Here is a 26,955-nt window from a genome sequence, read left to right as displayed (position 1 = left end):
CGAAGCTTGGCCGTAACAGGCAGCTTAGCACCCTCCCTCTGCTCGTCGACCAGCCACGGTCGAGGTTCGACAATCAGAGGCCAACCATGAAGATTCTCATCGCTTCGACGCCTGCGGCGGGCCACATCAGTCCGATGCTCGCGATCACGCGGATACTTCTCGACGACGACCACGAGATCGCCTTCCTGACCGGGACCGCATTTCGCGAGCGCATCGAAGCCAGCGGCGCGCAATTCCTTCCTCTTCCGGCCGACGCCGATTTCGACGGGCGGGATCTGCCCTCGCCGATTCCCGAACTGAAGGATGTCCCACCGGGATCCCAGTGGCTTCGCATCGTCTGCGAACGCCTCTTCGTCGATGCCATCCCTGCCCAGGACCAAGGCCTTCGCGAGGCGCTGAAGCACTTTCAAGCCGACGTCATCGTCGGCGATGACCTGCTGTTCGGCGTCCTGCCGATGCTGCTCGGACCGCGCGAGACGAGGCCACCGATCGTGCTATGCGGCACATCGTTCTTGCACTGGAAGCGCGATGACGGCGCACCGGATTTCGTTGGCCTGCCGCCTGCGACGACGAAGGAGCAGCGCGAGCAATACGCCGTCCTGGCGGGAGAGCACGACGCCAACGTCGACCAGCCCGTCCTGCGCAAACTGAACGAGGTGCTGAAGACCTGCGGCGTGGGACCGGTGTCGGTGCCGCTCTTCCATTCCGTCGTCGGCCTGGCCGATGCCTACTTGCAGCTGTCAGTGCGGAGCTTCGAATTCCCGCGCGAGCTTCCACCCACGGTGCATTTCGTCGGAACGCCGCCTATCATCCGAAATCAGGCCCCGTTGCCGCCTTGGGCGCACGAGCTGGATGGTTCACGCAAGGTCGTCCTGGTCACGCAGGGTACCGTGGCCAACCTCGATTTCGGGCTCCTGCTCGCGCCAACATTTGCGGCTCTCGCCAACGAGCCCGACCTGCTGGTTGTCGCCACCGCCGGCGGCCGACCGATTGAAACGATCCCCGGACCCATACCCTCCAATGCGCGGCTTGCCAGCTACCTGCCGTTCGAATGGCTGCTCCCCCGCGTGGATGCACTCGTCACCAACGGAGGCTATGGCACCGTCAACCAGGCACTCAGCTTCGGAATCCCTCTGGTTACGGTGGGCCTGATCGAGGACAAGGCCGACGTCAATGCACGCGTGGCGTGGTCGGGCGTCGGGATCAACCTGGCGACCAACGCACCGACATCTGAAGCACTGCGAGAGGCAACGCGAACAGTGCTTGATCGTCCTTCCTACCGCATGCGCGCCACCCAAATGGCCGACGAATTCGCCAGCATCGACACACGTTTGGAGGTTCTCCGGATCATCCACCGTCTGGAAAGACAACGACGCGCGCAGCCGCGCGCCGCCACCATGAAGCCCGCCCGCTCCCGCCGAGCAGCAAGGTGACATAGCCCTGGGTTGGGAAACGATCCCCTCCCTTGTCCGGGCTATCGCATAGGAGAGAAACCCGATCGAATGGCTCTTGGTGAGCCATTCCCTCAGGGCGCCCGCTTCCGGCGGGCGCCTGGTCTTGTTCTGCGCCAAGGTAAATCCTTCGGCTCGGAATGGACACGAGTACCACGCGAACGGGCGCTGTCACCCCCCACGCAGTCAAGCGTGAGGCATCAAGTTCGACAGCGTCAACTCTTGGCGCAGTTGACGCATTGCCGCGGCTGCCGGTGACCTATGGGAGCCTGGCGGAACGCGCCGGCATGCTCCGAGGCTTGATTCTGGCCAAGCGAGCCGGCTGCGATCCCGTGAACCGCACCGATCGTGCTTGCATCGGCCGCAAGGGCGGGCATCCAGTTGAACAGCAACGAAGCGGCGACTGCCGTCCACCGCCCAAATCGTTTGTACATCGGCATTCCCCTATCTCGATCACGTCGATCGTCCCGGTTGCGAACGACCGCCTGTCATGGATAGGACGTGCGCGCTACATCAGGACTTCGCGTGCGCGACATCGCGCTACCGCTGAAACCGCCTGATCGTTCGGACCGGCCAAAGTCGCTCCTGCGCGGGCGCGACACGAAGCACGCGGCTCGCCGATGGTGTGGAGAAGTCTCTCCCCTCGAGCGTGGGCTCATTGCCGGGGAGATTGATGCCGAGCCGCACCATGCGCGAGCCGCAATGACGCAATTGGATTACGATTGTAACGCGGGCTGCCGGGCCTGAAATGGGACGGTAATTCTGCGCTCGTAGTCGGAAGAGCGCCGTTCGGCGCGCCGCAGAGATACGGCGGCGACTTTGGTCGGAAGCGGCAATTGATGACCGAGACATCACGCCGCTCTGATCGTGCGGGTTTAGGAAGGGCGAGACCGCTACGCGATGGCAAGTGCCTCTTATTCCATGAGGATGGCCGTGAATGTCACGGCCAGGATCTCGCTGGCGGCTTTCCGGGAGAATTGCGCTCGTTTGGATTCGACCCTGGTATCCTCAGGGATCAGGATGCGATAGCGGATTTTTGAGTGAAGTATGCATGCAGTTGGCCACGTCGTAGTTGTCGATGACGATCCCACCTTGCGACAGATGGTGATCAAATATCTGGAGGAGCACAATGTCCCGACCAAGGCGGCGTGCAACAGGTCCGAACTCAAACATCATTTCGAGGCCGGCCGGCCCAGCCTGATCATTCTCGACCTTCGCCTTGGTCAGGATGACGGTCTGGATGTGCTGCGGGAGATCCGTTCTCATTCCGATGTGCCTGTCATCATCACGACGGGCCACCGCCCAGACGAAATCGATCGCATCGTCGGGCTCGAGCTCGGCGCCGATGACTACATCGTCAAGCCGTTCTCGCTGCGCGAGCTGCTGGCACGCGTTCGGGCGGTGTTGCGACGGCAGGAGATAGGCCGTGCCGCGCGCGCCCGCGATCCCGAGCGCGGAGGCTATCGCTTCAATGGGTGGAAGCTGGAGCGGCGTGGTCGAAAGCTCATTGATCCCAGTCAAGCGCAGGTCCCGCTCAGCAAGGGAGAATATGCCTTGTTGCTAGCGTTCCTCGAGGCGCCGCAGCGTCCCCTGACCCGCGAGCATCTGCTTCAGGCGACCCGCATTCATGAAGACATTTTCGACCGCAGCATCGACGTTCAGGTGCTGCGGCTGCGGCGCAAGCTGGAGGTCGATCCAAGTGCGCCGCGCGTCATTCAGACCGAACGCGGCGTCGGCTATATCTTCGCGGTTCCCGTAGATCCGTTCTGAAGCGCGATGCGCATCTGTGCCGGGAACGGGGTTTCCGACCGTATGCGCGGCCCTTTCAGCCGACGCCAATTCACGCATCGGCTCGGCTTCCTACCGCCTGCGGACGAGATCGCATGAAATCGTAGTTTAGGGGCAAAATCGAACGATTGGTAGCGGGGGAGGGACTCGAACCCCCGACCCCAGGATTATGATTCCCGTGCTCTAACCAGCTGAGCTACCCCGCCACAGGGATCGCGGCGGCGACTTGAGGCCGATCTCGCGAACGCGCGGCATATAAGGAAGGGGGCGGCGGGAAGTCAAGCAAAGTGGGCCGCCTTTTTCCGGCCTCGCCGAGGCTACGTCGGGACAAGCCGCCTTGCGAATACGGCCCTTTTTCAATGCGTTCGTCATGGCCTGGCTTGTCCCGGCCATCCACGCCTTCATTCGCAGCCCCGGGAACGTGGATGCCCGGGACAAGCCCGGCACGACGAGATTCTGGGGGACTAAGGGCCTATTTCGGCCTCACGTTTGGATCCCCGCCGGGGCTGCCGGGGGGCGGGATCACCGGGGTGTTGCTGCCGGTGTCGGGGGCCGGCGCGTGCATCTCGGGGTCGATGCCGGAGGGCGGGCAGAGCACGCCGTCGGATTTGGCCAGCTTGTCGCCGAGCGGTTCCCGGGACTGGCCGATGGTGGTGCCGTCGGCCTGACGATTCGGACGGTCCTGCGGCGTGCAATTGGCCGCGTGCTGCGGGGACGGCGGCGCGGTCTGTTGTGGCGGCGTCGCCGGGGCGGGCGGGGCCTGCGCGATCGCGCTGCCTGAAGCGGCGATCAGGAGGCCGGCCAGAATGATGTGTGATGTCGTGCGCATGAAAAGGAAACGCCGGGGCGGCGTCCCCTGTTCCCATATCACGCAATCACGATTTGCAGTAGCGGATCAGCGAGAAATGGCCCATCGGCGGCATGGGTCGGCGCTCGGTGAGGGTGATGCCGCCGTGCCTTGTGGCCCAGCCCTCGAGGCGGGCCCACGGGAATTCCGGGCGCCAGCCGAGGCGGCGGGCGATGGGGGCGAAGGCGAGCTCGAACAGCTTTCGGGGGCCGCTCTCGGCGCCGATGTGGTTGACGAGGATCAGCTCGCCGCCGGGCTTGAGCACGCGGACGAACTCGTCGAGCGTGCCTTCGGGATCGGGCACGGCAGTGATGACGTATTGCGCGACCACCGCGTCGAAGGCGTTGTCGGGGAAGGCGAGGTTCTTCGCATCCATCACCGAGAGCACTTCGACATTGGAGAGGCGCAGCGCACGCACGCGCGCCTGCGCCTTGCGCAACATCGGCTCGGAAATGTCGACGCCGCAGATCTTCGTGGTGCGCGAATAGTCGGACAGCGAAAGCCCGGTGCCGACGCCGACGTCGAGAATGCGGCCGCCGATGCGGTCGGCCTCCGCGATGGTCGACTGCCTTCCGGCGTCGAACACCTTGCCGAACACGAGATCATAGACCGGCGCCCAGCGGCCATAGGCCTTCTCGACCCCGGCCCGCGAGATGTCTGCTGCCATGCCCCCTGCCCTTGCGCGAAGATTCTCTAAGGTGTGTTTGTTGGTGAGAACGGATCCTGCCCCGCGCGCGGTCTGGAGCCTCTCGCGCTCTTGTCCGACGAAGCCTTGGCGAAGGCGGATGCGGAAGAGGTCGGCGCGCTCGCAAGAGCGTGGCGGGTGAGGGTTCTTTCCGCTCGCGATATATCTCTGGTGGAGCGAGCCCTCTCCCGTAGCCGATGCTTCGCATCGGCGTCCAACTTCAGAACGGCCGCCAAGGGCGGCCTGTGCCTCTCCCGCAGGCGGGAGAGGGGGCACACCGCTGTTGCGGCTAGAGTCGGGCCCAATCTCATCGCTCTCAGCCGCGGACCGCTTCCGCCAGCGGGCGCGAGATGGCCGCGCCAACCTTCGCCGCGGCGCTCTGGATGAAGCCGCCGCCCAGCACGCGGGCCTGGCCGCTGGCTGCGTCGTAGAACACGCAGGCCTGGCCGGGCGAGACGCCCTCCTCGCCGGCGACGAGCTCGACCTCGTATTGGCCATTGCCGCCGCGCAGCCACGCCGGCTGGGGGCTGCGGGTCGAGCGCACGCGCACGAACATCTCGAGGCCGCCGCCGATCGCGCTGTCGATGTCGCCATCGCCGATCCAGTTGACGTCGCGCAAGCTGATGCGGTGCATCTTCAGCGCATCGCGCGGACCGACGACGACGCGGCGGTGCGCTGCATCCAGCCGCACCACGAACAGCGGCGAACCGGATGCAATGCCAAGACCGCGGCGCTGGCCGACGGTGAAATTGGCGATGCCGTTGTGCCGGCCGAGCACGCGTCCGTCGAGATCGACGATGTCGCCGGGGTCCATCGCATTCGGACGCAGGCGCGTGATGATGTCGGTGTAGCGGCCCGTCGGCACGAAGCAGATGTCCTGGCTGTCGTGCTTGTCGGCGACCGCGAGCCCAAAGCGGCGCGCCAGCTCGCGGGTCTGCGGCTTGGTCATATCGCCGAGCGGGAAGCGCAGGAAATCGAGCTGCTCGCGCGTGGTCGCGAACAGGAAATAGCTCTGGTCGCGGTCGGCATCGGCGGCGCAGACCAGCGCCCGCGAGCCATCGGGCAGGCGGCGGGAGGCAACATAATGACCTGTCGCGAGCGCCTGCGCGCCGAGCTCACGCGCGGTCTTCAGGAGATCGCGGAACTTGACCGAGCGGTTGCACTCGACGCACGGCACCGGCGTCTCGCCGAGCGCGTAAGAGTCGGCAAAGTTGTCGATGACGGACTCGCGAAAGCGGTCCTCGTAGTCGAGCACGTAATGGGGAATGCCGAGCTTGGCCGCGACGTCGCGGGCATCGTGAATGTCCTGGCCCGCGCAGCAGGCGCCCTTGCGGTGGGTCGCCGCGCCATGGTCGTAGAGCTGCAGCGTGATGCCGACGACGTCATAGCCCTCCGCCTTGAGCAGCGCAGCCGTGGTCGAGGAATCGACGCCGCCCGACATGGCGACGACGACCCTGGTGTCCTCGGGACGGCCTTCGAGATCCAGACTGTTCAGCATGGGCCTTAAAGCGTTGTGACGGCGGCGTAGCGCGATCCGCGATTGCTGTGCCTTCTCGCGGGACATCGGCGATCCCCCGGAACTTTAGTTCCCGAAGGTCACGACTGCCCAAGTCGAAAGCGGCTGTGAGTGACCTCTTTAATATAGGCGGCATTCCGGTGAAGCAATCACGCGGGCGGCCAGCTTAGGGCAATTCTTGCCGGGGCGGCAGAAATGGCGGGGGGCGCGGCGCGCTGCCGGGCGGCGGCATAAACAATCAACACTTTGATTTTGTTGTATAAATCTACATGAAGGGACGCTGGCCCGCTCCTTGCTACCCCTTGTCCGAGTTGCTCCCAAGGGGTCGCCTGTGGTTGGTCGTACGTCAGATGTCGTGGCAAGCGTGCAAGTCCAGAGCGCGCAGCAAAAGCCTGCCCGGTCGCAAGCCTCGAAAGACACGCCCGCCAGCGACGCTTTCGGCTCGCTGGTCGACAGCAATACCCAGGCAATCGCCAACAAGGCGCAGGACACAGCCCCGCGCCGGAGCGATTCGACGTCATCCTCCACAGCATCCGACCGGAGTCCGCGCGACACCTCTTCCACGGACCAGCCTTCGCAGAGCAGGGCAAGCGACGATACCGACACGTCTGCGCCGGCGAAGAACGACAAGAGCGACGCGGCCAGCGATTCCGCCAAGGACGCCGGCAAGATCAAGGACAAGTCCGAGACATCGGAGGCCAAACCGGCGAACGAATCCGACGAGGCCAAGGGCGACAAGTCCGACGGCGCCGACGCTCCTGCCGCCGCCGATGCGGCTGCCGCCGCGTCGACCGATGCGACGCAGCCCACCCTGCCCGATCCGAACGCGATTGTCGTTGCCGCGCCCGTCGTGCCGGCCGATCCGAATGCGGCTGCGAACCAGGCCAGCGATGCCGCCGCCTCGCCGCTGACGATCGCCGCAGCAGGTCTTGCCGCCAGTGCCTCCACTGCGGCGCAGATCGCCGGCAGCAAGACCGATACCGCCGGCGACAAGAGCGCCAAGGCCGCGGGCGCCGAGGTCGATGCCGAGACCACGACGACGCTCGGCGAGACCGCGGCCGGAGCGAGCGAGGCGACCCCGACCGATGCAAAGGCCAATGGCGGACTGATCGCCGCCGTCAGCCAGGGCACGCCGAAGACCTCGTTCAAGGACGCCGTAACCGCGCAGGCCCAGACCGACGTCTCGAATATCGGCCAGGACACCGGGAAGGCGAACGCCGCACCGGCTCCGGCGAGCGCGACGGCCGCGCATCCGCAAGCCGCAAAGCCGCAGGCAGATGGCGGAGCGACCGAGGCCAAGGCAGCTCTCGCCGACCGCGCCGCCGATCCGGCACAAGGCGCGCCGGCCACGCACGCGCATGCGGGCACGCAAGCCACCATCGCCCCGACGGATACCGGCGCGCAGGCCGCTTCCGCCATGCAGGCGCCGCTGACCAATACGACCTCGGCCGCCACAGCATCGACCGCGACGCTCACCGCGACCGCGGCAAGCCATGCGGCCGTGCCGATCAGCGGCGTGCCGATCGAGATCGCGGCTGCCATTCGCGCCGGCAAGTCCCGGTTCGACATCAGCCTCGACCCGGCAGAACTCGGCCGCATCGACGTCCGCATCAATGTCGACCGCAACGGCCAGGTCACTTCGCATCTCACGGTGGAGAAGGCGGAGACGCTGTCGATGCTCAAGCAGGACGCACCGCAATTGCAGCGCGCGCTCGACGATGCAGGCTTCAAGACCGGCGGCAACGGGCTGTCCTTCAGCCTGCGCGACCAGAATTCATCGGGCCAGCAGTCCGGACAGAACAACGACAATGGTGGCAATGCCCGCCGGCTGATCATCAGCGAGGACGAAACCGTTGCTGCCGCGCCGGTCGGGCGCGGCTACGGCCGCATGCTCGGATCGAGCAGCGGCGTCGACATCAGAGTGTGAGGAGTATTCGATTATGACCACCACGAATGCCGCCACCGCCCCTTCCGTCGTCTCCGGGACGACCGACATCCCGAAATCCTCCTCGTCGAACTCGATGAGCTCGACCACGGGGTCGACGCTCGCAGGCAACTTTCAGACGTTCCTGACGCTGCTGACGACGCAGCTCCAGAACCAGAACCCGCTGGATCCGCTCGACACCAACCAGTTCACCCAGCAGCTGGTGCAGTTCGCCGGCGTCGAGCAGCAGCTCAAGACCAACGATTCGCTGGCCCAGCTCGTCACCCTCCAGCAGACCACGCAGGCGACCCAGGCGCTGGGCTTCGTCGGCAAGACCGCGCTGGTCGACGGCTCGACGACGAGCATGACGAACTCGGCGGCGATCTGGCATCTCAACGTGCCGACGGACTCCACCGTCGAGATCTCCATCGCCAACTCCAGCGGCCAGACCGTGTTCACCGGCAAATACAGCTCCTCCGCCGGCACCGACATTCCCTTCACCTGGAACGGCATGGGCAATGACGGCACGCAATGGCCCGACGGCAAGTACACGATCTCGGCCACGGGCAAGGACGTCGCGAACAACAATGTCGGCATCGCCGCGCAGGTGCAGGGCGTGGTGTCGTCGGTCGACCTCACCCAGTCGCCGCCGCTGCTCACCATCGACGGTGCCAGCTACACGCTGAGCCAAGTCAAGAGCATCATCGCGACAAGCGCCTATTGAGGGAAAACGCTGCAACGACAAATTCAGTGTCATCCTCGCCTAGTGCGCAATTGCGCACGGGGGGCCGGGGATCCATAACCCCAGGAAGTCGTTTTCGCGTGAGGCAGTAACCCCGAGTCTTCGTAAGAACTACTCCCTGGGGTTATGGGTCCGGGCTCGCGCGGAGCCTGTCATCGGGCTGCGCTTCGCGCGGACCCGTTGGCGCGACCCGGGACAGACGGTTGGGGCCTGCGCGACACCGCGCTCGGGTCCGGTTCGTTAGTAAAGTATTTACCTTCTGCCCCGCTTGGCCCGCCGGAATCGTATCACCCGCCGGCCGAGACGGCCGTGTTCCCGCAAGTTTCAACGAGAATTGTATTGAAGCCTTAGGCTTAGCGGATTTTTAAGCCGCGGGGCGTAGGGTTACGGGCGTGAGTTCAGTGGTTGAGAGTTTGTGAGTACGCCATGACAGAACCCCATCGCCCGAGGGTAAAATACGTCATCGGGCCGGACGGCAGTCCGTTGACGATCGCGGATCTGCCTGCTCCGGGCACCAAACGCTGGGTCATCCGCCGCAAGGCCGAAGTCGTCGCCGCTGTCCGTGGTGGACTTCTCTCGCTCGAGGAGGCCTGCAGCCGTTATACCCTGACGGTCGACGAATTCCTCTCCTGGCAGTTTTCCATCGACCAGCACGGTCTGGCGGGTCTTCGCACCACCCGCATCCAGCAATATCGCCAGTAGGCGATCCGGAAATCTGCGGCTTTTGAAGAAAATCGGCCTCGCTCTGCGAGGCCGATTTTTTTGATGATGCAGTTTTGTCTGACCTCTTAACTCTCGTTAACCATATCGAAACCATCACCTAGGCAATAATTGCCCACTCGGCCTTTCCGGTGAAAGCGGCCGAATCTGTTGGGGCGGTTGCTTGCAAGGGCTTGCGGACTTTCTGAAGAGCATCGGTGCCGCCAGGTTCGGGGCGATGATCGCGGTCACTGCCGCGCTTATCGGCTTCTTCGCCTTCGTCATCATGCGCGTCACCACGCCGCAGATGACGACGCTGTTCACGGACCTCAGCGTCGAGGATTCCTCGAGCATCATCAAGGACCTGGAACGCCAGGGCATCCAGTTCGAGATCCGCAATGAGGGCTCCATCATCATGGTGCCCAAGGACAAGGTCACGCGGCTGCGGATGAAGCTCGCCGAGGGCGGCCTGCCCAAGGGTGGCGGCGTCGGCTACGAGGTGTTCGACAAGTCGGACGCACTCGGCACCACCTCCTTCGTCCAGAACATCAATCATCTCCGCGCGCTGGAGGGCGAGCTCGCCCGCACCATCCGCGCCATCGACCGCATCCAGGCCGCGCGCGTCCATCTGGTGCTGCCCGAGCGCCCGCTGTTTGCGCGCGAGGCGCCGGAGCCATCGGCCTCGATCGTGGTCCGCGTCCGCGGCTCGCTGGAAGCCCAGCAGATCCGCGCCATCCGCCATCTCGTCGCCTCCGCTGTCAACGGGCTGAAGCCGCAGCGGGTCTCGATCGTCGACGAGGCCGGCCAGCTGCTCGCCGACGGCGCGGCGACCGATCCGGAGCAGACGGTCGGAGACGAGCGCCGCATCGCCTTCGAAAAGCGCTTGCGTAAGCAGGTCGAGGACATCGTGTCCTCCGTGGTCGGCTCGGGCCGCGCCCGCGTGCAGCTCTCCGCTGATTTCGACTTCAACAAGATCACCCAAACCTCGGACAAGTTCGACCCCGAAGGCCGCGTGCTGCGCTCGAGCCAGACCCGCGAAGAGCAGAGCATGACCGCCGACAACAACGGCCAGGTCACCGTCAACAACGAGTTGCCCGGCAACCAGCAGAACAACGCCGCCGCCGTCGCCAAGGACCAGAGCAAGAAGTCCGAAGAGACCAACAATTACGAGATCTCCCGCACCACCAAGACCGAAGTGACCGAAGCCGGCCGAGTCAACCGCATCTCGGTCGCGGTGCTGGTCGACGGCATCTACAGCAAGAACGACAAGGGCGAGCTGGCCTACCAGGACCGCACCAAGGAGCAGCTCGACAGCATCGCCACCCTGGTTCGCTCGGCGATCGGCTTCGACCAGAAGCGCGGCGACCAGGTCGAGGTCGTGAATCTGCGCTTTGCCGACGCGCCCTCAACCGCGCCGATCGGCGAGTCCTCGGGCTTCCTCGGCATGCTCCAGTTCACCAAGGACGACGTCATGTACTTCGTCGAGCTCGGCGTGATGATGCTGCTCGGCCTGGTCGTGCTGTTCCTGGTGATCCGCCCGCTGGTCAAGCGCATCCTCGCCTCCGACGAGGTCGCCGCCGCCATCTCCGGCGTGCTGACGGGCCCCGCCGCGTCGGAAGAGGCCGCGCCGGCCTCCGGCCAGCCGCTGCTGCCGAGCGGCGCCGCCAGCGCCATCGACGTCGCCACCATCCAGGGCCAGGTCCACGCCCAGTCCGTTCATCGCGTCGGCGAACTCGCCGAGCGCAACCCCAACGAAACCGTCGCCATCATCCGCCAATGGCTCACCGAACCCGCGAAATAACCCAAGCCACGCAACTCTGCCAAGTGAATCAAGAAGTGATCTGACATGGCCGCCTCTCTGCAAAACGCCAATTCGAACGACATCACCAGCGTGATCTCCACGCTGGGCCAGCGCGCCGGCAGCCGCGGGGGCAGCAAGACCGAGGCGCTGGCCGGGCCGAAGCGTGCCGCGATCCTGATGCTGGCGCTGGGCGAGCAATATGGCGGCAAGATCTGGAGCCTGCTCGACGACGACGAGGTCCGCCAGCTCTCGCTGGAGATGTCGACGCTTGGCACCGTCGAGGTCGAAACCGTCGAGGACATGCTGCTGGAATTCGTCTCGCGCATGTCGGCTTCCGGCGCGTTGATGGGCAATTTCGACGCCACCGAGCGCCTGCTCCAGCAATACCTGCCGCCGGAGCGCGTCAACGGCATCATGGATGAGATCCGCGGCCCCGCGGGACGCAACATGTGGGAGAAGCTCTCCAACGTGCAGGAAGAGGTCCTCGCCAACTACCTCAAGAACGAATATCCGCAGACCATCGCCGTGGTGCTGTCGAAGCTGAAGTCCGAGCACGCCGCCCGCGTGCTCGGCATCCTGCCCGAGGAGCTCGCGCTCGACGTCGTCAACCGCATGCTGAAGATGGAGGCGGTGCAGAAGGAGGTGATCGAGAGCGTGGAGAAGACGCTGCGCACCGAATTCATGTCCAACCTGTCGCAGACCCGCCGTCGCGACGCCCACGAGGTGATGGCGGAAATCTTCAACAATTTCGACCGCCAGACCGAAACCCGCTTCATCACCTCGCTGGAAGAGGACAACCGCGAATCGGCCGAGCGCATCAAGGCGCTGATGTTCACCTTCGACGACCTCGTGAAGCTCGATTCCGGCTCCGCCCAGACCCTGATGCGCAACGTCGACAAGGACAAGCTCGGCGTCGCGCTGAAGAGCGCCAACGAGGACGTCCGCAACTTCTTCTTCGGCAACATGTCCTCGCGCGCGGCCAAGATGCTCCAGGACGACATGGCGGCGATGGGCCCGGTGCGCCTGCGCGACGTCGACGAGGCGCAGGCGCTTCTGGTCAATCTCGCCAAGGACCTCGCCGCCAAGGGCGAGATCATGCTGACCAAGAACCGCGCCGACGACGAGCTGGTGTACTGATGGCCGCTCCGGCAAAATTCCTGTTCGATACCGACTTCGCGGCGCCCGAGCGGACGACCCGCGAGAAGGCCGCGACGGCAGCCGAGATCGCCCATAAGATCGCGGAAGCCGAGGCGCGCGCCTACCAGCAGGGCTTTGCCGCCGGCCAGCACGAGGCCAAGGCCGAGAGCGACCGGCGCGTCGCACTCGCCATGGAGGAGATCAACATCGCAATTCGGGGCGTCGCCTCCGGCATCGGCAACATCGAGACCAGGATGGAGACCGAGGCGGTCGAGGTCGCGGTCGCGGTGGCGCGCAAGCTGTGCGCCGATCTCGTCGCCGCCGAGCCGCTCGGCGAGGTCATAGCGCTGGTCAAGGACTGCTTCTCGCATCTGGTCGCGACGCCGCATCTCGTCGTCCGCATCAACGATGCGCTTTACGACGCCGCGCGCGAGAAGATCGAGCGGCTCGCCAAGCAGAGCGGCTTCGAGGGCCGGCTGGTGATCCTGGCCGAGCCGGAAATCGCCACCGGCGACTGCCGGATCGAATGGGCCGATGGCGGCGTCGTGCTGGAGCGCGGCGCCATCACGGCCAAGATCGACGAAATGGTCGGACGCTATATCGCGTCCCGCAGGGGAAATTAAGCCATGAGCGACACAGACGGACAGGTCCCGCTGCCCGATCTCAACGGCCCGATGCCGCCGACCGGCACCGACGTCGGCTACAACGAGGACGAATATGCGGCGCGTGCCGCCGCCGACCTCGAAGCGGTGTTCGACGTGCCGGTGCAGGTCTCGGCCGTGCTCGGCCGCTCCAAGATGGATGTCGGCGAGCTCCTGAAGCTCGGACCAGGCACGGTGCTCGAGCTCGACCGGCGCGTCGGCGAGGCCATCGACATCTACGTCAACAACAAGCTGGTCGCCCGCGGCGAGGTCGTCCTGGTCGAGGACAAGCTCGGCGTCACCATGACGGAAATCATCAAGGCCGAACGCGGCTAGCACAAGGACATGACGCGCGGCAGCGCGAACAGACGGACAGGAGACTGACATGCGGCTTCTCATCGTTGGCACATTGAAGGGCCAGCTCACCACCGCCACCAAGATCGCGATGGAGAACGGCGCCACCGTGACCCATGCCGAGGATCACGAGCAGGCGATGCGCGTGCTGCGCGGCGGCAAGGGCGCCGACCTCCTGCTGGTTGACGTCGCCCTCGACATCCGCGACCTCGTGCTGCGGCTGGAGGCCGAGCACATCCACGCCCCGATCGTCGCCTGCGGCATCACCAACGACGCCCGCGCCGCGGTCGCCGCGATCCATGCGGGCGCCAAGGAATACATCCCGCTGCCGCCGGATCCGGAGCTGATTGCCGCGGTGCTCGCCGCGGTCGCCAACGATTCCCGCGAGCTGGTCTATCGCGACGAGGCGATGGCGAAGGTGATCAAGCTCGCCCAGCAGATCGCCGGCTCCGACGCATCGGTGATGATCACCGGGGAATCCGGCACGGGCAAGGAGGTGCTGGCCCGCTACGTCCATACCCGCTCGGCGCGCGCCAAGCGCCCGTTCATCTCGATCAACTGCGCCGCAATCCCCGAACACCTCCTGGAGTCCGAGCTGTTCGGCCACGAGAAGGGCGCCTTCACCGGCGCCGTCGCGCGCCGCATCGGCAAGTTCGAGGAGGCGACCGGCGGCACGCTGCTGCTCGACGAAATCTCGGAGATGGACGTCCGCCTGCAATCGAAACTGCTGCGCGCCATCCAGGAGCGCGTGATCGATCGCGTCGGCGGCACCAAGCCGGTGCCGGTGGACATCCGCATCATCGCCACCTCGAACCGGAACCTCGGCGAAGCCGTGCGCGAGGGCACGTTCCGCGAGGACCTCCTGTTCCGCCTCAACGTCGTCAATCTGAAGATCCCGCCGCTGCGCGAGCGCCCTGCCGACATCCTGGAGCTCGCCCAGCATTTCGTGAAGAAGTATGCGGAGGCCAACGGCGTGCCGCTGCGCCCGATCTCGGCGGAAGCCCGCCGCGTGCTCTCCGGCAACCGCTGGCAGGGCAACGTCCGCGAACTTGAAAACACCATGCACCGCGCGGTGCTGATGGCGCACGGCGACGAGATCGGAGCCGACGCCATCATCACGCCGGACGGCGACCGCCTCGATCTCGCCAAGACCGCGCCGGCCGTGGCGCATGCCACCATGGCCGCCGAGCAGGTGACGCGCGCACTGGTGGGGCGCACCGTGGCCGATGTCGAGCGCGACCTGATCCTGGAGACGCTGAAGCACTGCCTCGGCAACCGGACCCATGCCGCCAACATCCTCGGCATCTCGATCCGCACGCTGCGCAACAAGCTCAACGAATATGCCGACGGCGGCATCCCGATCCCGCCCGCGGGAACGCCGGGCGAATATCCGCGGATGCCGATGATGGGGGCGTAAGGGCCTCTTGCAAGTATCGACGATGCAAGTGCCTGGGCCTGTCCCGGGCATTTTCGTTTGGCGCGCACCGATACTCACCCCGTCATCCGGAGGTGCGAAGCGCGCGATGCGAACGCATCGCGTGCGGAGCCTCGAAGGATGAACGGCCACAGCCGGGCCGTCGCCCTTCGAGGGCCGCTGAAGAAGCGGCCACCTCAGGGTGACGGTGAGAGAACTTCGGCTGCTTCGAATGCAAAGGGGAGCCGCATTCGGCGACTAGGTCAAGCCCGCACAACGCCCTATAACCACGCCCGAAAACCACGCGAGGGACCACATGTCTGAAGCTCAAATCACGGATTGGCTGGCGTCGCAGCGGCAGGCGATGATCGACCTGCTCCGCGACGTCGTGAACATCGATTCCGGGTCCTACGACAAGGAAGGCGTCGATGCGGTCGGTGCGCGGTTCGAGCGGCACTTTGCCGAGCACGGCATTCCGTTCCGGCGCGAGGCCAATGCCAGCTTCGGCGATGCGATCCATGCCGAGGTGGCAAAGCCCGGCAGCAACGAGAAGCCGGTGCTGTTGATGGGGCATCGCGACACCGTATTCGGCAAGGGCGAGGCCGGTCGGCGCCCGTTCACGATCCGGGACGGCCGCGCCTATGGACCTGGTGTCGCCGACATGAAGTCCGGCCTCGTCATGAACGTGTTCGTCGCAACCGCCTTCCATAAATTCGGCGGCTCACCGCACCCGATCAAGGTGCTGATCACCTCGGACGAGGAAATCGGCTCGCCCTCCTCGCGCCCGGTGATCGAACGGGAAGGACGCGCCGCGCGCGCGGTGTTCAATTCCGAGCCGGGCCGCCCCACCGGCAATATCGTCACCGGCCGCAAGGGCGGCATCTTCATGCATCTCGGCATCACCGGCAAGGCCGCCCATTCCGGCGCCAATTTCGCCGCGGGCATCAGCGCGATCGGCGAGCTCGCGCACAAGATCGTGCAGATCCATGCGCTCACCGATCTGGACAAGGGCATCACGCTGAATGTCGGCCTCGTCTCTGGCGGGCAGTCCGTCAACACCACGGCGCCCTACGCCGAGGGCCAGATCGACCTGCGTTACGTCGATCCGGCGGATCGCGCGAGGGTGATGGCCGCAATCGAGACGATCGTCACGACCTCCTACGTGCCGGGCACGAGCGCGACGCTGACGATCAAGGGCGAGTTCGTGCCGGTGGTGCAGAGCCCGGATTCGAAAGCGCTGTTCGAAAATTATCAGGCCGCCGCAAGACAGGTCGGCCTCACCACGCTCCAGGGCGAATTCTCCGGCGGCTGTGCCGATTCCGGCTTCACCGCCGCGGTCGGCACGCCGACGATCTGCGGCCTCGGCCCGGTCGGCGGGCTCGCGCACACGCCGGAGGAATATCTCGAGCTCGACAGCATCGTGCCGCGCGCGCAGGCGCTGGCATTGGCGATCTCGAGGGGATAGCCGCCACGCACTCCGTCGTCATGCCCGGGCTTGACCCCGGGCATCCACGTCGATCCCAAACTGCCGATGCACGTGGATGGCCGGGTCAAGCCCGGCCATGACGAGAGAGGGCGGCGCGCACCCACGCGCACGCATTCAACTCACGAATAACTCGGCGCGTCGGGCTTGCGGAAGATGTGGATGGGGTCGCCCGGCACGATCGGAGAGCCTGAGAACATCGCGTAGGCGTAGAGCGCGAGATAGACGATCGCGAGCGCGCCGACGGCGTAGAAGGCCCAGGTTGCAACGCGTTTCATCGATCCGCTCCATTGCCGTCCCGCATGGGGGTTCAGGCGCTTCTAGAGCGACGACGGAGAAAAGGCCAGCCTTCCGCGCCGACACGCGTGGCGATCAAATGCCGCGCCGGCCGCGCGCGGGAAGGCTGAGGTCCGCAAGCCTGGCCGCGTCCTCGTCCTGGTCGACTGCCAGATACTGGCCGTGCCAATAGGCAAGGGCCGCGGTGCGGGCCGAGCTCCTGATGTCCCTGACACGGCCGATGACGATGCCGTGCGAGTGACGTTCGACGATCTCCTCGACCTCGCAATCGAAGGCGGACAATGCATCGAACAGCAGGGGAACACCGGAGACTGCCGTCACCCATTTGGCGCCTGCGAAGCGGTCGGCGCCCTTCAAGCCGCCCTTGCCGGAAAAGCGCTCGGCGATATCGAGCTGGTCGGCGTTGAGGATGTTCACGCCGAAGGCGCCGTGGCGCTTGATCAGCGGAAAGGACGATGCATCGCGGTTGATGCTGACCAGCAGCGTCGGCGGCTCGACCGACAGCGAGGTGACCGAGGTCACCGTCATGCCCGTAATATCCTTGCCCCGCCCGGCGGTGATGACGCTGACGCCGCCGGTGAGGTGGCGCATGGCGCCGCGGAAATCGACGGACGAGACGGGGATTTCGGTCATGAGATCGCGGGGCACTACATTCATGGCATTGCTCCCCGAAGCGGGGATCCCTCTTATTTAGGTACGATCGTCCGCCGACAAAAGGTGGCTGAGGATCGAGCCTTCAAGGCTTGCGAGTTCGGCCGAGCCGCGCTGGCGCGGCCGGGCCGCGTTGACCGTGACGTCATGGGCGATCCGGCCCCCCTCGATCACCAGCACCCGGTCCGCCAAGGCGACGGCTTCGGAGACGTCGTGGGTCACCAGGATCGCGGTAAAGCCCTGGTCGCGCCAGACGCGTTCCAGGAGCCGCTGCATCGAGATGCGGGTCAATGCGTCCAGTGCGCCGAGCGGCTCGTCGAAGGCGAGCACGCGCGGGCGCGAGACCAATGCGCGGCCGAGCGCGACGCGCTGCTTCTGGCCGCCCGACAGCACCGAGGGCCATTGGTCGCGCTTGTCGGCGAGACCGACCTCGCTCAAGGCTTTCTCGGCACGCGCATGCGCATCGCTGGAGGCACGATCGCGGCCGAGGCCGACCTCGACATTGGCGAGCACGCGGGCCCAGGGCAGCAGCCGCGGCTCCTGGAACATCACGCGGATGTCCTCGGGCTGGACGTCACCGCCGAAGCTGATGCTGCCGGCATCGATCTCGTCCAGGCCGGCGATCAGACGCAGCAGCGTGCTCTTGCCGCAGCCGCTCTTGCCGACGATCGCGACGAACTGGCCGGCGGGGATGTGCAGATCGATGCCGCGCAGCACCTCGTTGGCGCCGAAGGATTTGCGCAAGCCCCGGATGCTGAGCGGCCGGCCGCCGGTGTGAGCCGTACGCTCCTCGTGCACGACACGCGCATGAGGGACGAAATTGGCGCGGCTGGGGAGCTCGGTCTCGGGAAGAGAGGTACGAAGCGCTGTCTGCATGTGATTCCCAGTATTTCTTGCTCATCGTTTCTGGAAGGCGGGGTGCCAGGAGAGCGTCGCCCGCTCCAGCACGCGGGAGGTGCTGTCGGCGAGCTTGCCGAGCAGCGCGTAGATCAGGATCGAGAGCACGACGACATCGATCAGCATGAACTCGCGGGCCTGCATCGCCATGTAGCCGAGGCCCGAGGAGGCCGCGATGGTCTCGGCGACGATCAGGGTCAGCCACATGATGCCGAGCGCGAAGCGGATGCCGACGAAGATCGAGGGCAGCGCGCCCGGGAAGACCACGCGGCGGAACAATTCGCCGTCGCTCATGCCGTAAATGCGGCCCATCTCAATCAGCTGGGGATCGACCGTGCGGATACCGTGCAGCGTGTTGAGGTAGATCGGGAAGAAGACGCCGAGCGCCACCAGGAACAGCTTTGCGCTCTCGTCGATGCCGAACCAGAGGATGACCAGCGGGATCAGCGCCAGATGCGGTACGTTGCGCACCATCTGCAGCGTGGTGTCGGTGAGCCTTGCCGAGAGCTGCGACAGGCCGTTGGCGAGGCCGAACGCGAAACCGATGCTGCCGCCGATCAGAAAACCGATCGAGGCGCGCCAGAACGAGACCCAGATGTTGCGGAGGAGCTCGCCGGAGAGCAGCAGCTTCCAGCCCGCGAGCACGACGTCGCTCGGCGCCGGCAGCACCCGCGTCGACACGAAGCCAGTGACGCTCGCGACCTGCCAGATCGCGATGATGGCGAGCGGCACGATCCACTGGATCAGGCCGTCGAGACGCGGCAGGCGCAGGCTGCGCGGGAGCGAAACGCTGTCGATCAGGCTCATGACTGCGACACCCGGTGCTGCGGACGGAAATCGCTGCCGACCGTCTCGCCGACCGGACCGCCGTTGAAATGGAGCTTCGTCACGTTGCTCGGCCGCTCCAGCGAAAGTAGCGGGAACACCAGCTCGGCGAAGCGATAGGCTTCCTCCAGATGCGGATAGCCCGACATGATGAAGGTATCGATGCCGAGATCCTGATACTCCCTGATGCGAGCCGCGACGGTCCGGGCGTCGCCGACCAGCGCCGTGCCGGCACCGCCGCGCACGAGGCCGACACCGGCCCACAGGTTCGGTGCGATCTCGAGCTTGTCGCGCTTGCCGCCGTGCAGCTGCGCCATGCGCTGCTGGCCGACGGAGTCCATGCGGGCGAAGTTCTTCTGCGCCAGCGCGATGGTCTCGTCGCTGACATGCCTGATCAGCTCGTTCGCAGCGCTCCAGGCCTCTTCATTGGTCTCGCGGACGATGACGTGAAGACGGATGCCGAAGGAGAGTTTTCGGCCACGGGCCGCGGCGGCCTCCCTCACCTTCGCGATCTTCTCGGCGACCTGCGCCGGCGGCTCGCCCCAGGTGAGATATTTGTCGACGGTGTCGACGGCGACGTCGATGCCCGCATCCGAGGAGCCGCCGAAATAGAGTGGCGGCCGCGGCGACTGCACCGGAGGAAACAGCAGCTTGCCGCCCTCGACACGGATGTGCTTGCCTTCGGCGTTCACCGTCTTGCCGGCGAGCAGATCGCTGTAGACGTTCAGGAACTCGCGGGTGACCTCGTAGCGCTCGTCATGGCCGAGGAAGACGCCGTCGCCCTTGTTCTCGACCGGATCGCCGCCGGTGACGACGTTGACGAGGAGCCGGCCATTCGAGATGCGATCGAGCGTCGCCGTCATGCGAGCGGCAACGCTCGGCGATTGCAGGCCGGGACGGACCGCCACGAGATAACGCAGCCGCTCGGTGAACGGCGCCACGCTCGCGGCGACGATCCAGGAATCCTCGCACGACCGGCCGGTCGGCAAGAGCACGCCGAAATAGCCGAGTTGGTCGGCGGCCTGCGCGACTTGGCGCAGATAGTTGAAATTGACCTCGCGGCCGCCGATGCCGGTGCCGAGATAGCGGCCGTCGCCATGCGTCGGCAGGAACCAGAGGATGTTGGCGCTGGATTGGCTCATGGATGTGCTCCTAACCGTAGGACGTGCCGACCGCGGCGGCGACGATGCCGATCGAGAGCACGATGGCTGCGATCAGACGCTGGATGATACGCCTCATGTTCAAACCCTTGTGGATGGGAAGGCCGGTCGGCACGATCAGGCTGCCGGGTTACGCCAGACGATGTCGCGGATGACGATCGGCTTCGGGATCAGGCCGAGCTTGTGGAAGCGGTCGGCGACGCCCTGCTGAGTCGCGACGATGTCGTCGGTGACGGGGCCGACCACGAATGACGAACGGTTCGCGGCGATGGTCTGGATGTCGAGGGGAATGCCGGTGACCGCAGCGAGCGATTTCGCGACCTCGTCGCGGTGCTGCTCGGCCCATCTGGCGGTCGCGGTGGTGACGTCGACGATCTGTTGCAGGATCGCGCCATGGTTCTTCGCGAAGTCGCGGTTGGCGATGTAGAACGAATTGGTCTTGGTGACCTCGCGCGCATTGATCAGGATGCGGCCGCTCTGCCTGGTCTCGCCGATCGCGAAGTATGGATCCCAGATTGCCCAGGCCTCGATGCTGCCGTTGGCGAAGGCAGGCCCGGCGTCCGGTGGCGTCAGGTAGACCGGCGTGATCTCGGCATAGGTGAGGCCCGCCTTCTCCAGCGTCTGCACCACGATGTTGTGGGCGCTGGAGCCCTTGGTGAAGCCGATGCGCTTGCCTTTCAATTCGGCGATGGTGCGGATCGGCGAATCCTTCGGCACCAGGATGCCCTGGCCGTTGGTGATGGGCTGGCCGGCGGCATAGACGATCGCGGCGCCCGCGGCCTGGGCGAACACCGGCGGGGAATCGCCGACCGCGCCGTAGTCGACGCTGCCGACGTTCATCGCCTCCATCATCGGGGGACCAGAGGAGAATTCGATCCATTTCACCTCGATGCCTTGCGGGGCGAAATGTTTTTCCAGGGCGGCCTGCTGGCGCGCGATGACCAGCACGCCGTTCTTCTGGTAGCCGATGCGAATTTCCTTCACCGCGCCTTGCGCGTTGCCGCGCGAAGTGACGGCAGCGGCGGCCGCTGTTCCAATCGACAGTATCAAAAAGTCCCGACGCTTCATTCCACACTCCCGGCCGCGTGCGGCCGTCATTCATCTGCGTTCGGGAATGATGGTGCGGCTTATCGGAGGTGTCGAGACGTGCGGAAAAATAGCGATGCGCGCACTGTGCGTGTGGCGGCGTGCATGATTAATCTTTCAATTGGCCGCGGTGATGCAGAGAGATTTTTCCGCACGCGAATGTGAGCGCACGGCTTCCGTCCGAGCCTTGACGACCGGATCATAGAAAGTCGCAAAACAACCCCATGCACAGTAGCCGGGCGTGCGAAAACAATGACTTACGCATTATCCGAAGTTTGTTTGACCCGTCGGGCAAAACAGGGGCATAATGGCATCATCGCGAACTGGGGGTGCTGGGGCGCTCCCTCCACCCCTCGCCGTCATTCCCCGCCATCGGGTCTCGCCTTCGGCGAGCCCGATGACAGGCTCCGGCGGGGAATCCAGTACGCCGCGGCGTCTCCGCATCAAACGACTGTCTCTGGAATACTGGATCGCCCGCCTCGCGGGCGATGACACTGAAGCCGTGGCGGGCGCGTGCCTCGCGCAGAACCGTTTGCAACTAGTGCAACCACCTCACCGGCAGATTCTGCAGTCCGCGGAACGCCCAGCCGCCGATCCGCACCTCCTCGTCATCGGCCAGTTCGAGCTGTTTGGCGCGCGCAAACACGGTCGGCAGCGCGACGTCGGCGATCATGGCGCGGGAGGCGAAGGCACCGGCGCAGAAATGCGGGCCGGCGCCGAAGGCGACGCTCTTGGAGGTGTCGCGCCGCACGTCGAACTGGTCGGCGCGCTCAAAATGCTTCTCGTCGCGGTTGGCGGAGCCGAACATCAGGAACACGCGCTCGTCGGTTTCGAAGGCGACGTCGCGGATGCTCCAGGGCTTTGCGATCCGCCGCGGCGACATGCCGATCGGCGAGATCCAGCGGGCATATTCCTCGAAGGCCTGCAGCCAGGACACCTCGCCCTTGCGCACGAGGTCGAACTGCTCGGGATGGGTGAGCAGCGCCCACACCGTGCCGGCGATCGCCTTGCGTGGCTCGTTCTGGCCGCCCGAGATCGCGAGCTTGACGTTGGCGCGCATGCTCTCCATCGGCATGCCCGAGGCGAGCAGCACGCCCAAAATGCTCTGGTCGGGGTTCTTGCGCATCACCGGCAGGATGTCGTCGATCGCGGCGTCGATGCCCGAGGTCGCCGCATGGCAGCGGGCCTCGACGGCAGGATCGCCGGCATAATTGGCGATACCCTCGATCATGCCTTGCGACCACGCATCCATGTGCTCGAAGCCGATATTGGTGAGGCCGGTGATCGACTTCAGGCATTCGCCGGAGAACGGCAGCGCGAAGTCACGCATGAAATCGATCCGGCCGGGCCCGAGGCGGTCGAGGATTCGATCCGCATGGGCCTGGAACAGCGTGGTCCAGTGCGCCTTCACCGTCTTCGGCGACACCGTCGGAAACATCGCGCGCCGCTCCACCTGGTGCGCCTCGCCGTCCTTGCGCATCATGTTGTGGCCCATCAGCCGGTTCATCAGGCCGGCGGGCTGGTGCGAGGAGAACACGTCGATCTGCTTCTCCGAGATCGAGATGTCGTCGCGGCTCGTCAGCAGCGTCGAGCCGAGCTGCGGCACGAAGGCGATCGGCGCCTCCCGCCTCATCTTCGCGAGCATCGGATAGGGATCGGCCCAGAAGGCGGCCGGGTCGATGTCGATGCGCGGCGCGGTGCTCAAGGCGGTCCCTCCTGATTTCGTATGCTTCAGGGCAGATTAGCGAACTCCGCGGCCGGCGTCTGTCCCTAGCGATAGGGACGGGCGGCATTGGTTTGTTTCGTGAGCCTCCGGCAATGAACTATTAATCGTGAGCACGCGCCTCACGTGCGAGCCGATCGATTATCGCCTAAGTTGCAATCGACAATCATCGAAGAGCTTTGGCGCAAAATCGCATGCAACCATCCGATTGGGCCGTTGTCCTGTACTACGCGTGGCCAGTCATCTTGATACCTGCGGGATGGTTCGTGTTAGGGCGATTATGCCGGGAACGCGCAGCTTCCGGGGCATCGATGATCGAATTGCGGCAGCAGCACCTCGCAGAAACACATCGGATGAGCGCTGTGATGGAGAGGATCGCAGCTGTTCTCGAGAAGAACAACGGGAAATAGTCGAAGTTACTGGCTTGGGAGGTTGAGGATGACCGTGGCCGATATACTGCTTGCGATGTACTCGTGGTGGCCATTCATCCTGATGGTGGGTGGATCGATCCTCGCGATGCGTGCGATGCGCCAACGCACTTCGTCAGGCGCCACGATGATCGATCTGTATGAGCAGCAGATTGCCGAAACGCGCAGAACGAATGCCGGATTGGAGCGAATCGCTGCTGCTCTCGAGCTTGGGATGGGCACGGCCGGATCCCAGGCCAATAAGGGTGGCGGAACCGCTTGAATACGCAAAATGTCCGCGAGACCAAATCGACGGCACCACGGTGAAGCACCCCAATCCAAAAAGGCATCGATCCAGTTGGCGATACCGCTGGACTCCGGATTGCGCGGGCACTGCATGGATGCTGATGTCAGCAATTATCGCTGTCGCCATCTTTGCGGCCGTCGTGATTCATTATCCATTCCTGCCACAGCGAAACGCCGGTGCCGGCTTTGGACCCGACTGGGACTGCACACCTCAGCCCAGTGGCGAACCCACTTGCATCAAGAAGATTGCTCGGTAAATCAGCCTGGACCTGTCGCCTGGACAATCAAGCAGTTGCTATCGCGACGCCTGGATCGCCGCCCGTCGAGACCGAGGACTGACCTATCGGACCTCGGCAACCTTCGGTCCAGGTGACATCATCTGCGCGTTGGCCGCCAAGGGCCGCTTTGACGGCGATGCCGGATCCGGCAATCGGAAGGCGGCGTCGGGCGGCGTTCCCGGACGCCGGGCAGCGGTTGCCGGAAGCACGATCACCTTGGCTCCGACCTTCACCCGCTCGTAGAGATCCGTGACGTCCTCGTTGGTCAGCCGGATGCAGCCAGACGATACCTTCTTTCCGATCGTCGCGGGATTGTTGGTGCCGTGAATTCGATATTCGGTCTCGCCCAGATACATCGCCCGGGCGCCGAGCGGGTTGCCGGGGCCGCCCGCCATGAACCGCGGCAGATAGGGCTGACGCGAGACCATCTCCGCAGGCGGATGCCAATCCGGCCATTCGGCCTTGCGGGCCACAGTCTGCTCACCGGACCATGTGAAACCTTCGCGGCCAACACCGATGCCATAGCGCATCGCCTGCCTGTCGTTCAGGACGAAATAGAGGAACGTGTTTCCGGTATCGATGATGACGGTGCCCGGGGCCTGGCGGCTCGTATAGTCAACCACCTGGCGGACGAATGCTCCGGGAGCATCAGCATCGGCTTTTGGCGGTTCGACCAGCGGAGCCGGGACCGGAATCGGAGCTGGAGCCGGGGTGAGAGCCGCCGCGGACGCATGAACTGGAGGTGCCACGTAAACCGGCGTTGACGATGCCCGGGCTTCGCGCGCGGGCGGTGTCCGTGCCGGTTGCACGCTCGCCGAGCGAGACAGCAAACCGTACCCCAATGCGGCGACGGCCACCGCGCCAATGGCAACTCTCGCGGCCATTGGTATTGCGAGCGTCTCAGCCTTTCTACGTTTCGCCCGCTTGCTCACGTCTCTCCCCAGGTCACCATGCCCAAGAGAGGTACCCAGCAAAATTTAAGAAACTTCCAAGAGATTTCGCTCAGACCGGAACCGTTAGCTGTGGTTAACGCTGAACTCCTGTTCGGCAACACAGGAACCGGGAGTACCGTCTGTTATTCAGGCTGCGGCATGAACGCGCGCTTCTCGTCGTGGAACGAGTCGAGATTTGAATCGCCCGGCGGAGCGGACACGCTCCGCTCTTCATGAACCGCGGCTTCGGGGCCAATCGCGTCGATTTGGCTTGGGTTCTGCCAAGTCCGATCCGACCTCGACCGCTGACGCGGCCAGACGCCATCACAATCTTCGCCTTCGGGGCCAACTGCAGACGTGCGGAGCGTACCTTATGATCGCATTGGCTGCCCGATTCCCAGCACGTTGCCTTCGCGGTCGCGGAACCAAGCGCCCCTCTCACCGATACCCTTGCTGGGATAATTCCCGGTAATTTCTGCGATCCCATCAACGGTCTTCAGTCCTGGCAGGTCATACTCCTCGAACTCAACTCCCCGGGCACGAAGCTCGCGCACGGTTGTCTCGATGTCCTCGACTTCCCAGGCCATCTGCGTGTGCGTGCCGGATTGCATTCCAACCGAGACGAAGATCGCAAACTCACCGCCCGCACAGACGTAGCGGAGCCCACCCTCACGCTGTTCGACCGGATCAAGCCCCAGTTTTTCCGAATAGAACGCCCGCGCCCGATTCAGGTCCCGGGCGGGAAGCCTGGTTGCCACCTTGGCGTTTATTAGCATGCCCTCTCTTCTCCCAAGACTTAGGCGCGGTCGTCTCCATACACATGGGTACTAGAGATCGACGACACCGCCTGGTTCGATAGAAGTTCCACTTTTGCTCACAACAATGACCGTAGTGGGTCAAAGCCCTGTTCGGGTCAGCTACAGGAAGCGGACCTTGCGGCGCTTTGGGCCGAGGTCAGGCATGGGTGATAGCGGACATTTCACCATGTTCAGGGAGCGCTCTAGCTCGCGGCTACTTAAGGTGGCATTCTCATCATTGCTCCGAATTCCAATGTAGGTCGCGACCAGCGAGGGGTCCTTGCAAATCCGTCGAGTTGTTTTCATGCCAATCTTGGCGCTCGTCTCCGCAATCGCATTTTTGCATTCCACCGCCGGACAAGGCAGCAGTTCGCTCGAAGGAACGTGGGAAGGTAAGCTTGAAGTCGCCTACAGCGGTTCGAGCAAAGATCCTGCTTCCGACGAGCGAATTAAGGCTGCATATGCGAAGTCGCCGTTTAGGATACGCATCAATCAACAGCGGGCTAGCGTCTATTTTGGCGGAGAAGAGGTCAAGCCGGGCTTGTTTCAATATCAGGCCTATATGACCAACGCTGTGATATTTGCCTCAAGCGCGGGAGAAGATCGCGATGGGAGGTGGGTAGAGACTTGGAATTTTACTCTGACTGAGAAAATTTCCGATACAATGATCGCTTGCTTCTCGCGCGTCGTGAACAATCTCGATCTTGGTGAAACGAAGGATGCTGGCAAGTTCGGCCTGCTTGCGGTCGGAGAGTTTCACCGGACGCCTAACTAGCAAAAAATTGGAATGTACGCGGCAACGTCGGAGTCGGCTTCGGGTCGATATTGTTGCAAAAGTCATTGTAACCGACGAATGCCCCTTCGGCCATTGGGCAAAGTGGACCGGCTTTGATCCGCCGACCCTGACGCTCTCTACGCAACTCCTACGCTACGCGATGCAGAGAGCATGAGCGGGCGGAGGTCGTGCAACGAGCGACGCGAGGCGCCTCAGATTTTGCGCGATGGCAGCAAGAACAAACTCATCCTGTGCGCCTCGTGGTCCACGCAGTCGAAGCCGACCGAGCCTGAGAATGCGCTTCAGGTGTGCAAACCGCATCTCAATCTTCTTCCGCTC

General features: G+C 64.6%; 27 protein-coding genes and 1 tRNA gene. 13 read left to right on the top strand and 15 right to left on the bottom strand.

What is annotated here, in order from left to right; genetic code table 11:
• The first annotated feature begins 86 nt into the window (after positions 1-86).
• A complete protein-coding gene (locus H1B27_RS32315) occupies positions 87-1,433 on the top strand; it encodes a glycosyltransferase (protein WP_197968842.1) in 1,347 nt (448 codons plus the stop codon).
• Between the two features lie 1,065 nt (positions 1,434-2,498).
• Positions 2,499-3,221 (top strand): response regulator, encoded by a 723-nt coding sequence (locus H1B27_RS32310; RefSeq protein WP_197968841.1) that lies wholly within the window; start codon positions 2,499-2,501, stop codon positions 3,219-3,221.
• A 147-nt stretch (positions 3,222-3,368) separates the two neighbouring features.
• Here H1B27_RS32310 and H1B27_RS32305 read toward each other — a convergent pair.
• From H1B27_RS32305 to mnmA, 4 genes are all read right to left on the bottom strand, one after another.
• A tRNA-Met gene (locus tag H1B27_RS32305) sits at positions 3,369-3,445 on the bottom strand.
• A gap of 266 nt (positions 3,446-3,711) precedes the next feature.
• Positions 3,712-4,068, bottom strand: coding sequence for a hypothetical protein (locus H1B27_RS32300; RefSeq protein ID WP_197968840.1), 357 nt, complete (start codon positions 4,066-4,068; stop codon positions 3,712-3,714).
• 46 nt (positions 4,069-4,114) lie between these two features.
• Positions 4,115-4,753 carry a class I SAM-dependent methyltransferase gene (locus tag H1B27_RS32295; RefSeq protein WP_197968839.1) on the bottom strand — a complete coding sequence of 213 codons (639 nt, stop codon included), beginning with the start codon at positions 4,751-4,753 and terminating at the stop codon, positions 4,115-4,117.
• Positions 4,754-5,087: 334 nt separating this feature from the next.
• Entirely contained in the window at positions 5,088-6,269 is a 1,182-nt protein-coding gene (mnmA, locus tag H1B27_RS32290; RefSeq protein ID WP_197968838.1) for a tRNA 2-thiouridine(34) synthase MnmA, read from the bottom strand.
• A gap of 349 nt (positions 6,270-6,618) precedes the next feature.
• Between mnmA and H1B27_RS32285 the strand changes: the two genes are divergently transcribed.
• From H1B27_RS32285 to H1B27_RS32245, 9 genes are all read left to right on the top strand, one after another.
• On the top strand, positions 6,619-8,214 hold the full coding sequence (locus tag H1B27_RS32285; protein ID WP_197968837.1) for a flagellar hook-length control protein FliK: 1,596 nt from the start codon (positions 6,619-6,621) through the stop codon (positions 8,212-8,214).
• A gap of 13 nt (positions 8,215-8,227) precedes the next feature.
• Positions 8,228-8,935, top strand: a complete 708-nt coding sequence (locus H1B27_RS32280) for a flagellar hook assembly protein FlgD (protein ID WP_061881322.1) — start codon at positions 8,228-8,230, stop codon at positions 8,933-8,935.
• Positions 8,936-9,379: 444 nt separating this feature from the next.
• Positions 9,380-9,655 (top strand): CtrA inhibitor SciP, encoded by a 276-nt coding sequence (sciP, locus tag H1B27_RS32275; protein ID WP_002714638.1) that lies wholly within the window; start codon positions 9,380-9,382, stop codon positions 9,653-9,655.
• 181 nt (positions 9,656-9,836) lie between these two features.
• Positions 9,837-11,453, top strand: coding sequence for a flagellar basal-body MS-ring/collar protein FliF (fliF, locus tag H1B27_RS32270; RefSeq protein WP_061881323.1), 1,617 nt, complete (start codon positions 9,837-9,839; stop codon positions 11,451-11,453).
• Positions 11,454-11,498: 45 nt separating this feature from the next.
• A complete protein-coding gene (gene fliG / locus H1B27_RS32265; protein WP_028180684.1) occupies positions 11,499-12,590 on the top strand; it encodes a flagellar motor switch protein FliG in 1,092 nt (363 codons plus the stop codon).
• Positions 12,590-13,213, top strand: coding sequence for a FliH/SctL family protein (locus H1B27_RS32260; RefSeq protein WP_061881324.1), 624 nt, complete (start codon positions 12,590-12,592; stop codon positions 13,211-13,213). Before fliG ends, H1B27_RS32260 begins: the two co-directional genes overlap by 1 nt.
• A gap of 3 nt (positions 13,214-13,216) precedes the next feature.
• Positions 13,217-13,567, top strand: a complete 351-nt coding sequence (gene fliN, locus H1B27_RS32255; RefSeq protein WP_057027996.1) for a flagellar motor switch protein FliN — start codon at positions 13,217-13,219, stop codon at positions 13,565-13,567.
• Between the two features lie 49 nt (positions 13,568-13,616).
• The gene (gene flbD, locus H1B27_RS32250) at positions 13,617-15,002 is read left to right on the top strand and encodes a sigma-54-dependent transcriptional regulator FlbD (protein ID WP_197968836.1); all 1,386 of its coding nucleotides are present in this window, start codon (positions 13,617-13,619) and stop codon (positions 15,000-15,002) included.
• 313 nt (positions 15,003-15,315) lie between these two features.
• Positions 15,316-16,464 (top strand): M20 family metallopeptidase, encoded by a 1,149-nt coding sequence (locus tag H1B27_RS32245; RefSeq protein ID WP_061881326.1) that lies wholly within the window; start codon positions 15,316-15,318, stop codon positions 16,462-16,464.
• A gap of 140 nt (positions 16,465-16,604) precedes the next feature.
• On the opposite strand, the gene H1B27_RS32240 is transcribed toward H1B27_RS32245, so the two are convergent.
• The 8 genes from H1B27_RS32240 to H1B27_RS32210 form a co-directional block, all read right to left on the bottom strand.
• Positions 16,605-16,760 (bottom strand): hypothetical protein, encoded by a 156-nt coding sequence (locus H1B27_RS32240; RefSeq protein WP_166813576.1) that lies wholly within the window; start codon positions 16,758-16,760, stop codon positions 16,605-16,607.
• Between the two features lie 94 nt (positions 16,761-16,854).
• A complete protein-coding gene (locus H1B27_RS32235; protein ID WP_197968835.1) occupies positions 16,855-17,436 on the bottom strand; it encodes a flavin reductase family protein in 582 nt (193 codons plus the stop codon).
• 33 nt (positions 17,437-17,469) lie between these two features.
• Positions 17,470-18,306 (bottom strand): ATP-binding cassette domain-containing protein, encoded by an 837-nt coding sequence (locus tag H1B27_RS32230; protein WP_197968834.1) that lies wholly within the window; start codon positions 18,304-18,306, stop codon positions 17,470-17,472.
• A gap of 21 nt (positions 18,307-18,327) precedes the next feature.
• Positions 18,328-19,134, bottom strand: a complete 807-nt coding sequence (gene ssuC, locus H1B27_RS32225; RefSeq protein ID WP_197968833.1) for an aliphatic sulfonate ABC transporter permease SsuC — start codon at positions 19,132-19,134, stop codon at positions 18,328-18,330.
• Positions 19,131-20,294, bottom strand: a complete 1,164-nt coding sequence (gene ssuD, locus H1B27_RS32220; protein ID WP_197968832.1) for an FMNH2-dependent alkanesulfonate monooxygenase — start codon at positions 20,292-20,294, stop codon at positions 19,131-19,133. The genes ssuC and ssuD overlap by 4 nt, the downstream gene beginning before the upstream one ends.
• A gap of 10 nt (positions 20,295-20,304) precedes the next feature.
• A complete protein-coding gene (locus tag H1B27_RS40900; protein WP_256469019.1) occupies positions 20,305-20,427 on the bottom strand; it encodes a hypothetical protein in 123 nt (40 codons plus the stop codon).
• Positions 20,428-20,429: 2 nt separating this feature from the next.
• Positions 20,430-21,380, bottom strand: coding sequence for a sulfonate ABC transporter substrate-binding protein (locus H1B27_RS32215; protein WP_197968831.1), 951 nt, complete (start codon positions 21,378-21,380; stop codon positions 20,430-20,432).
• A gap of 556 nt (positions 21,381-21,936) precedes the next feature.
• A complete protein-coding gene (locus tag H1B27_RS32210) occupies positions 21,937-23,103 on the bottom strand; it encodes a cytochrome P450 (RefSeq protein ID WP_061881332.1) in 1,167 nt (388 codons plus the stop codon).
• A 456-nt stretch (positions 23,104-23,559) separates the two neighbouring features.
• On the opposite strand from H1B27_RS32210, the gene H1B27_RS32205 reads away from it, so the two are divergent.
• Positions 23,560-23,811 carry a hypothetical protein gene (locus H1B27_RS32205; RefSeq protein WP_061881334.1) on the top strand — a complete coding sequence of 84 codons (252 nt, stop codon included), beginning with the start codon at positions 23,560-23,562 and terminating at the stop codon, positions 23,809-23,811.
• Between the two features lie 363 nt (positions 23,812-24,174).
• On the opposite strand, the gene H1B27_RS32200 is transcribed toward H1B27_RS32205, so the two are convergent.
• Both H1B27_RS32200 and H1B27_RS32195 read right to left on the bottom strand, forming a co-directional pair.
• Entirely contained in the window at positions 24,175-25,044 is an 870-nt protein-coding gene (locus H1B27_RS32200; protein ID WP_197968830.1) for a L,D-transpeptidase, read from the bottom strand.
• A gap of 371 nt (positions 25,045-25,415) precedes the next feature.
• Positions 25,416-25,820, bottom strand: a complete 405-nt coding sequence (locus H1B27_RS32195; RefSeq protein WP_197968829.1) for a VOC family protein — start codon at positions 25,818-25,820, stop codon at positions 25,416-25,418.
• Positions 25,821-26,145: 325 nt separating this feature from the next.
• Between H1B27_RS32195 and H1B27_RS32190 the strand changes: the two genes are divergently transcribed.
• Entirely contained in the window at positions 26,146-26,616 is a 471-nt protein-coding gene (locus H1B27_RS32190; RefSeq protein ID WP_197968828.1) for a hypothetical protein, read from the top strand.
• 153 nt (positions 26,617-26,769) lie between these two features.
• Here the strand turns inward: H1B27_RS32190 and H1B27_RS32185 are convergent.
• On the bottom strand, positions 26,770-26,955 hold a 186-nt coding region (locus H1B27_RS32185; protein ID WP_197965826.1), incomplete at its 5' end, for a transposase.

The sequence above is a fragment of the Bradyrhizobium diversitatis genome (assembly GCF_016031635.1).
Taxonomy (GTDB): domain Bacteria; phylum Pseudomonadota; class Alphaproteobacteria; order Rhizobiales; family Xanthobacteraceae; genus Bradyrhizobium; species Bradyrhizobium diversitatis.
This window is presented reverse-complemented; position numbering and strand designations above follow the sequence as displayed.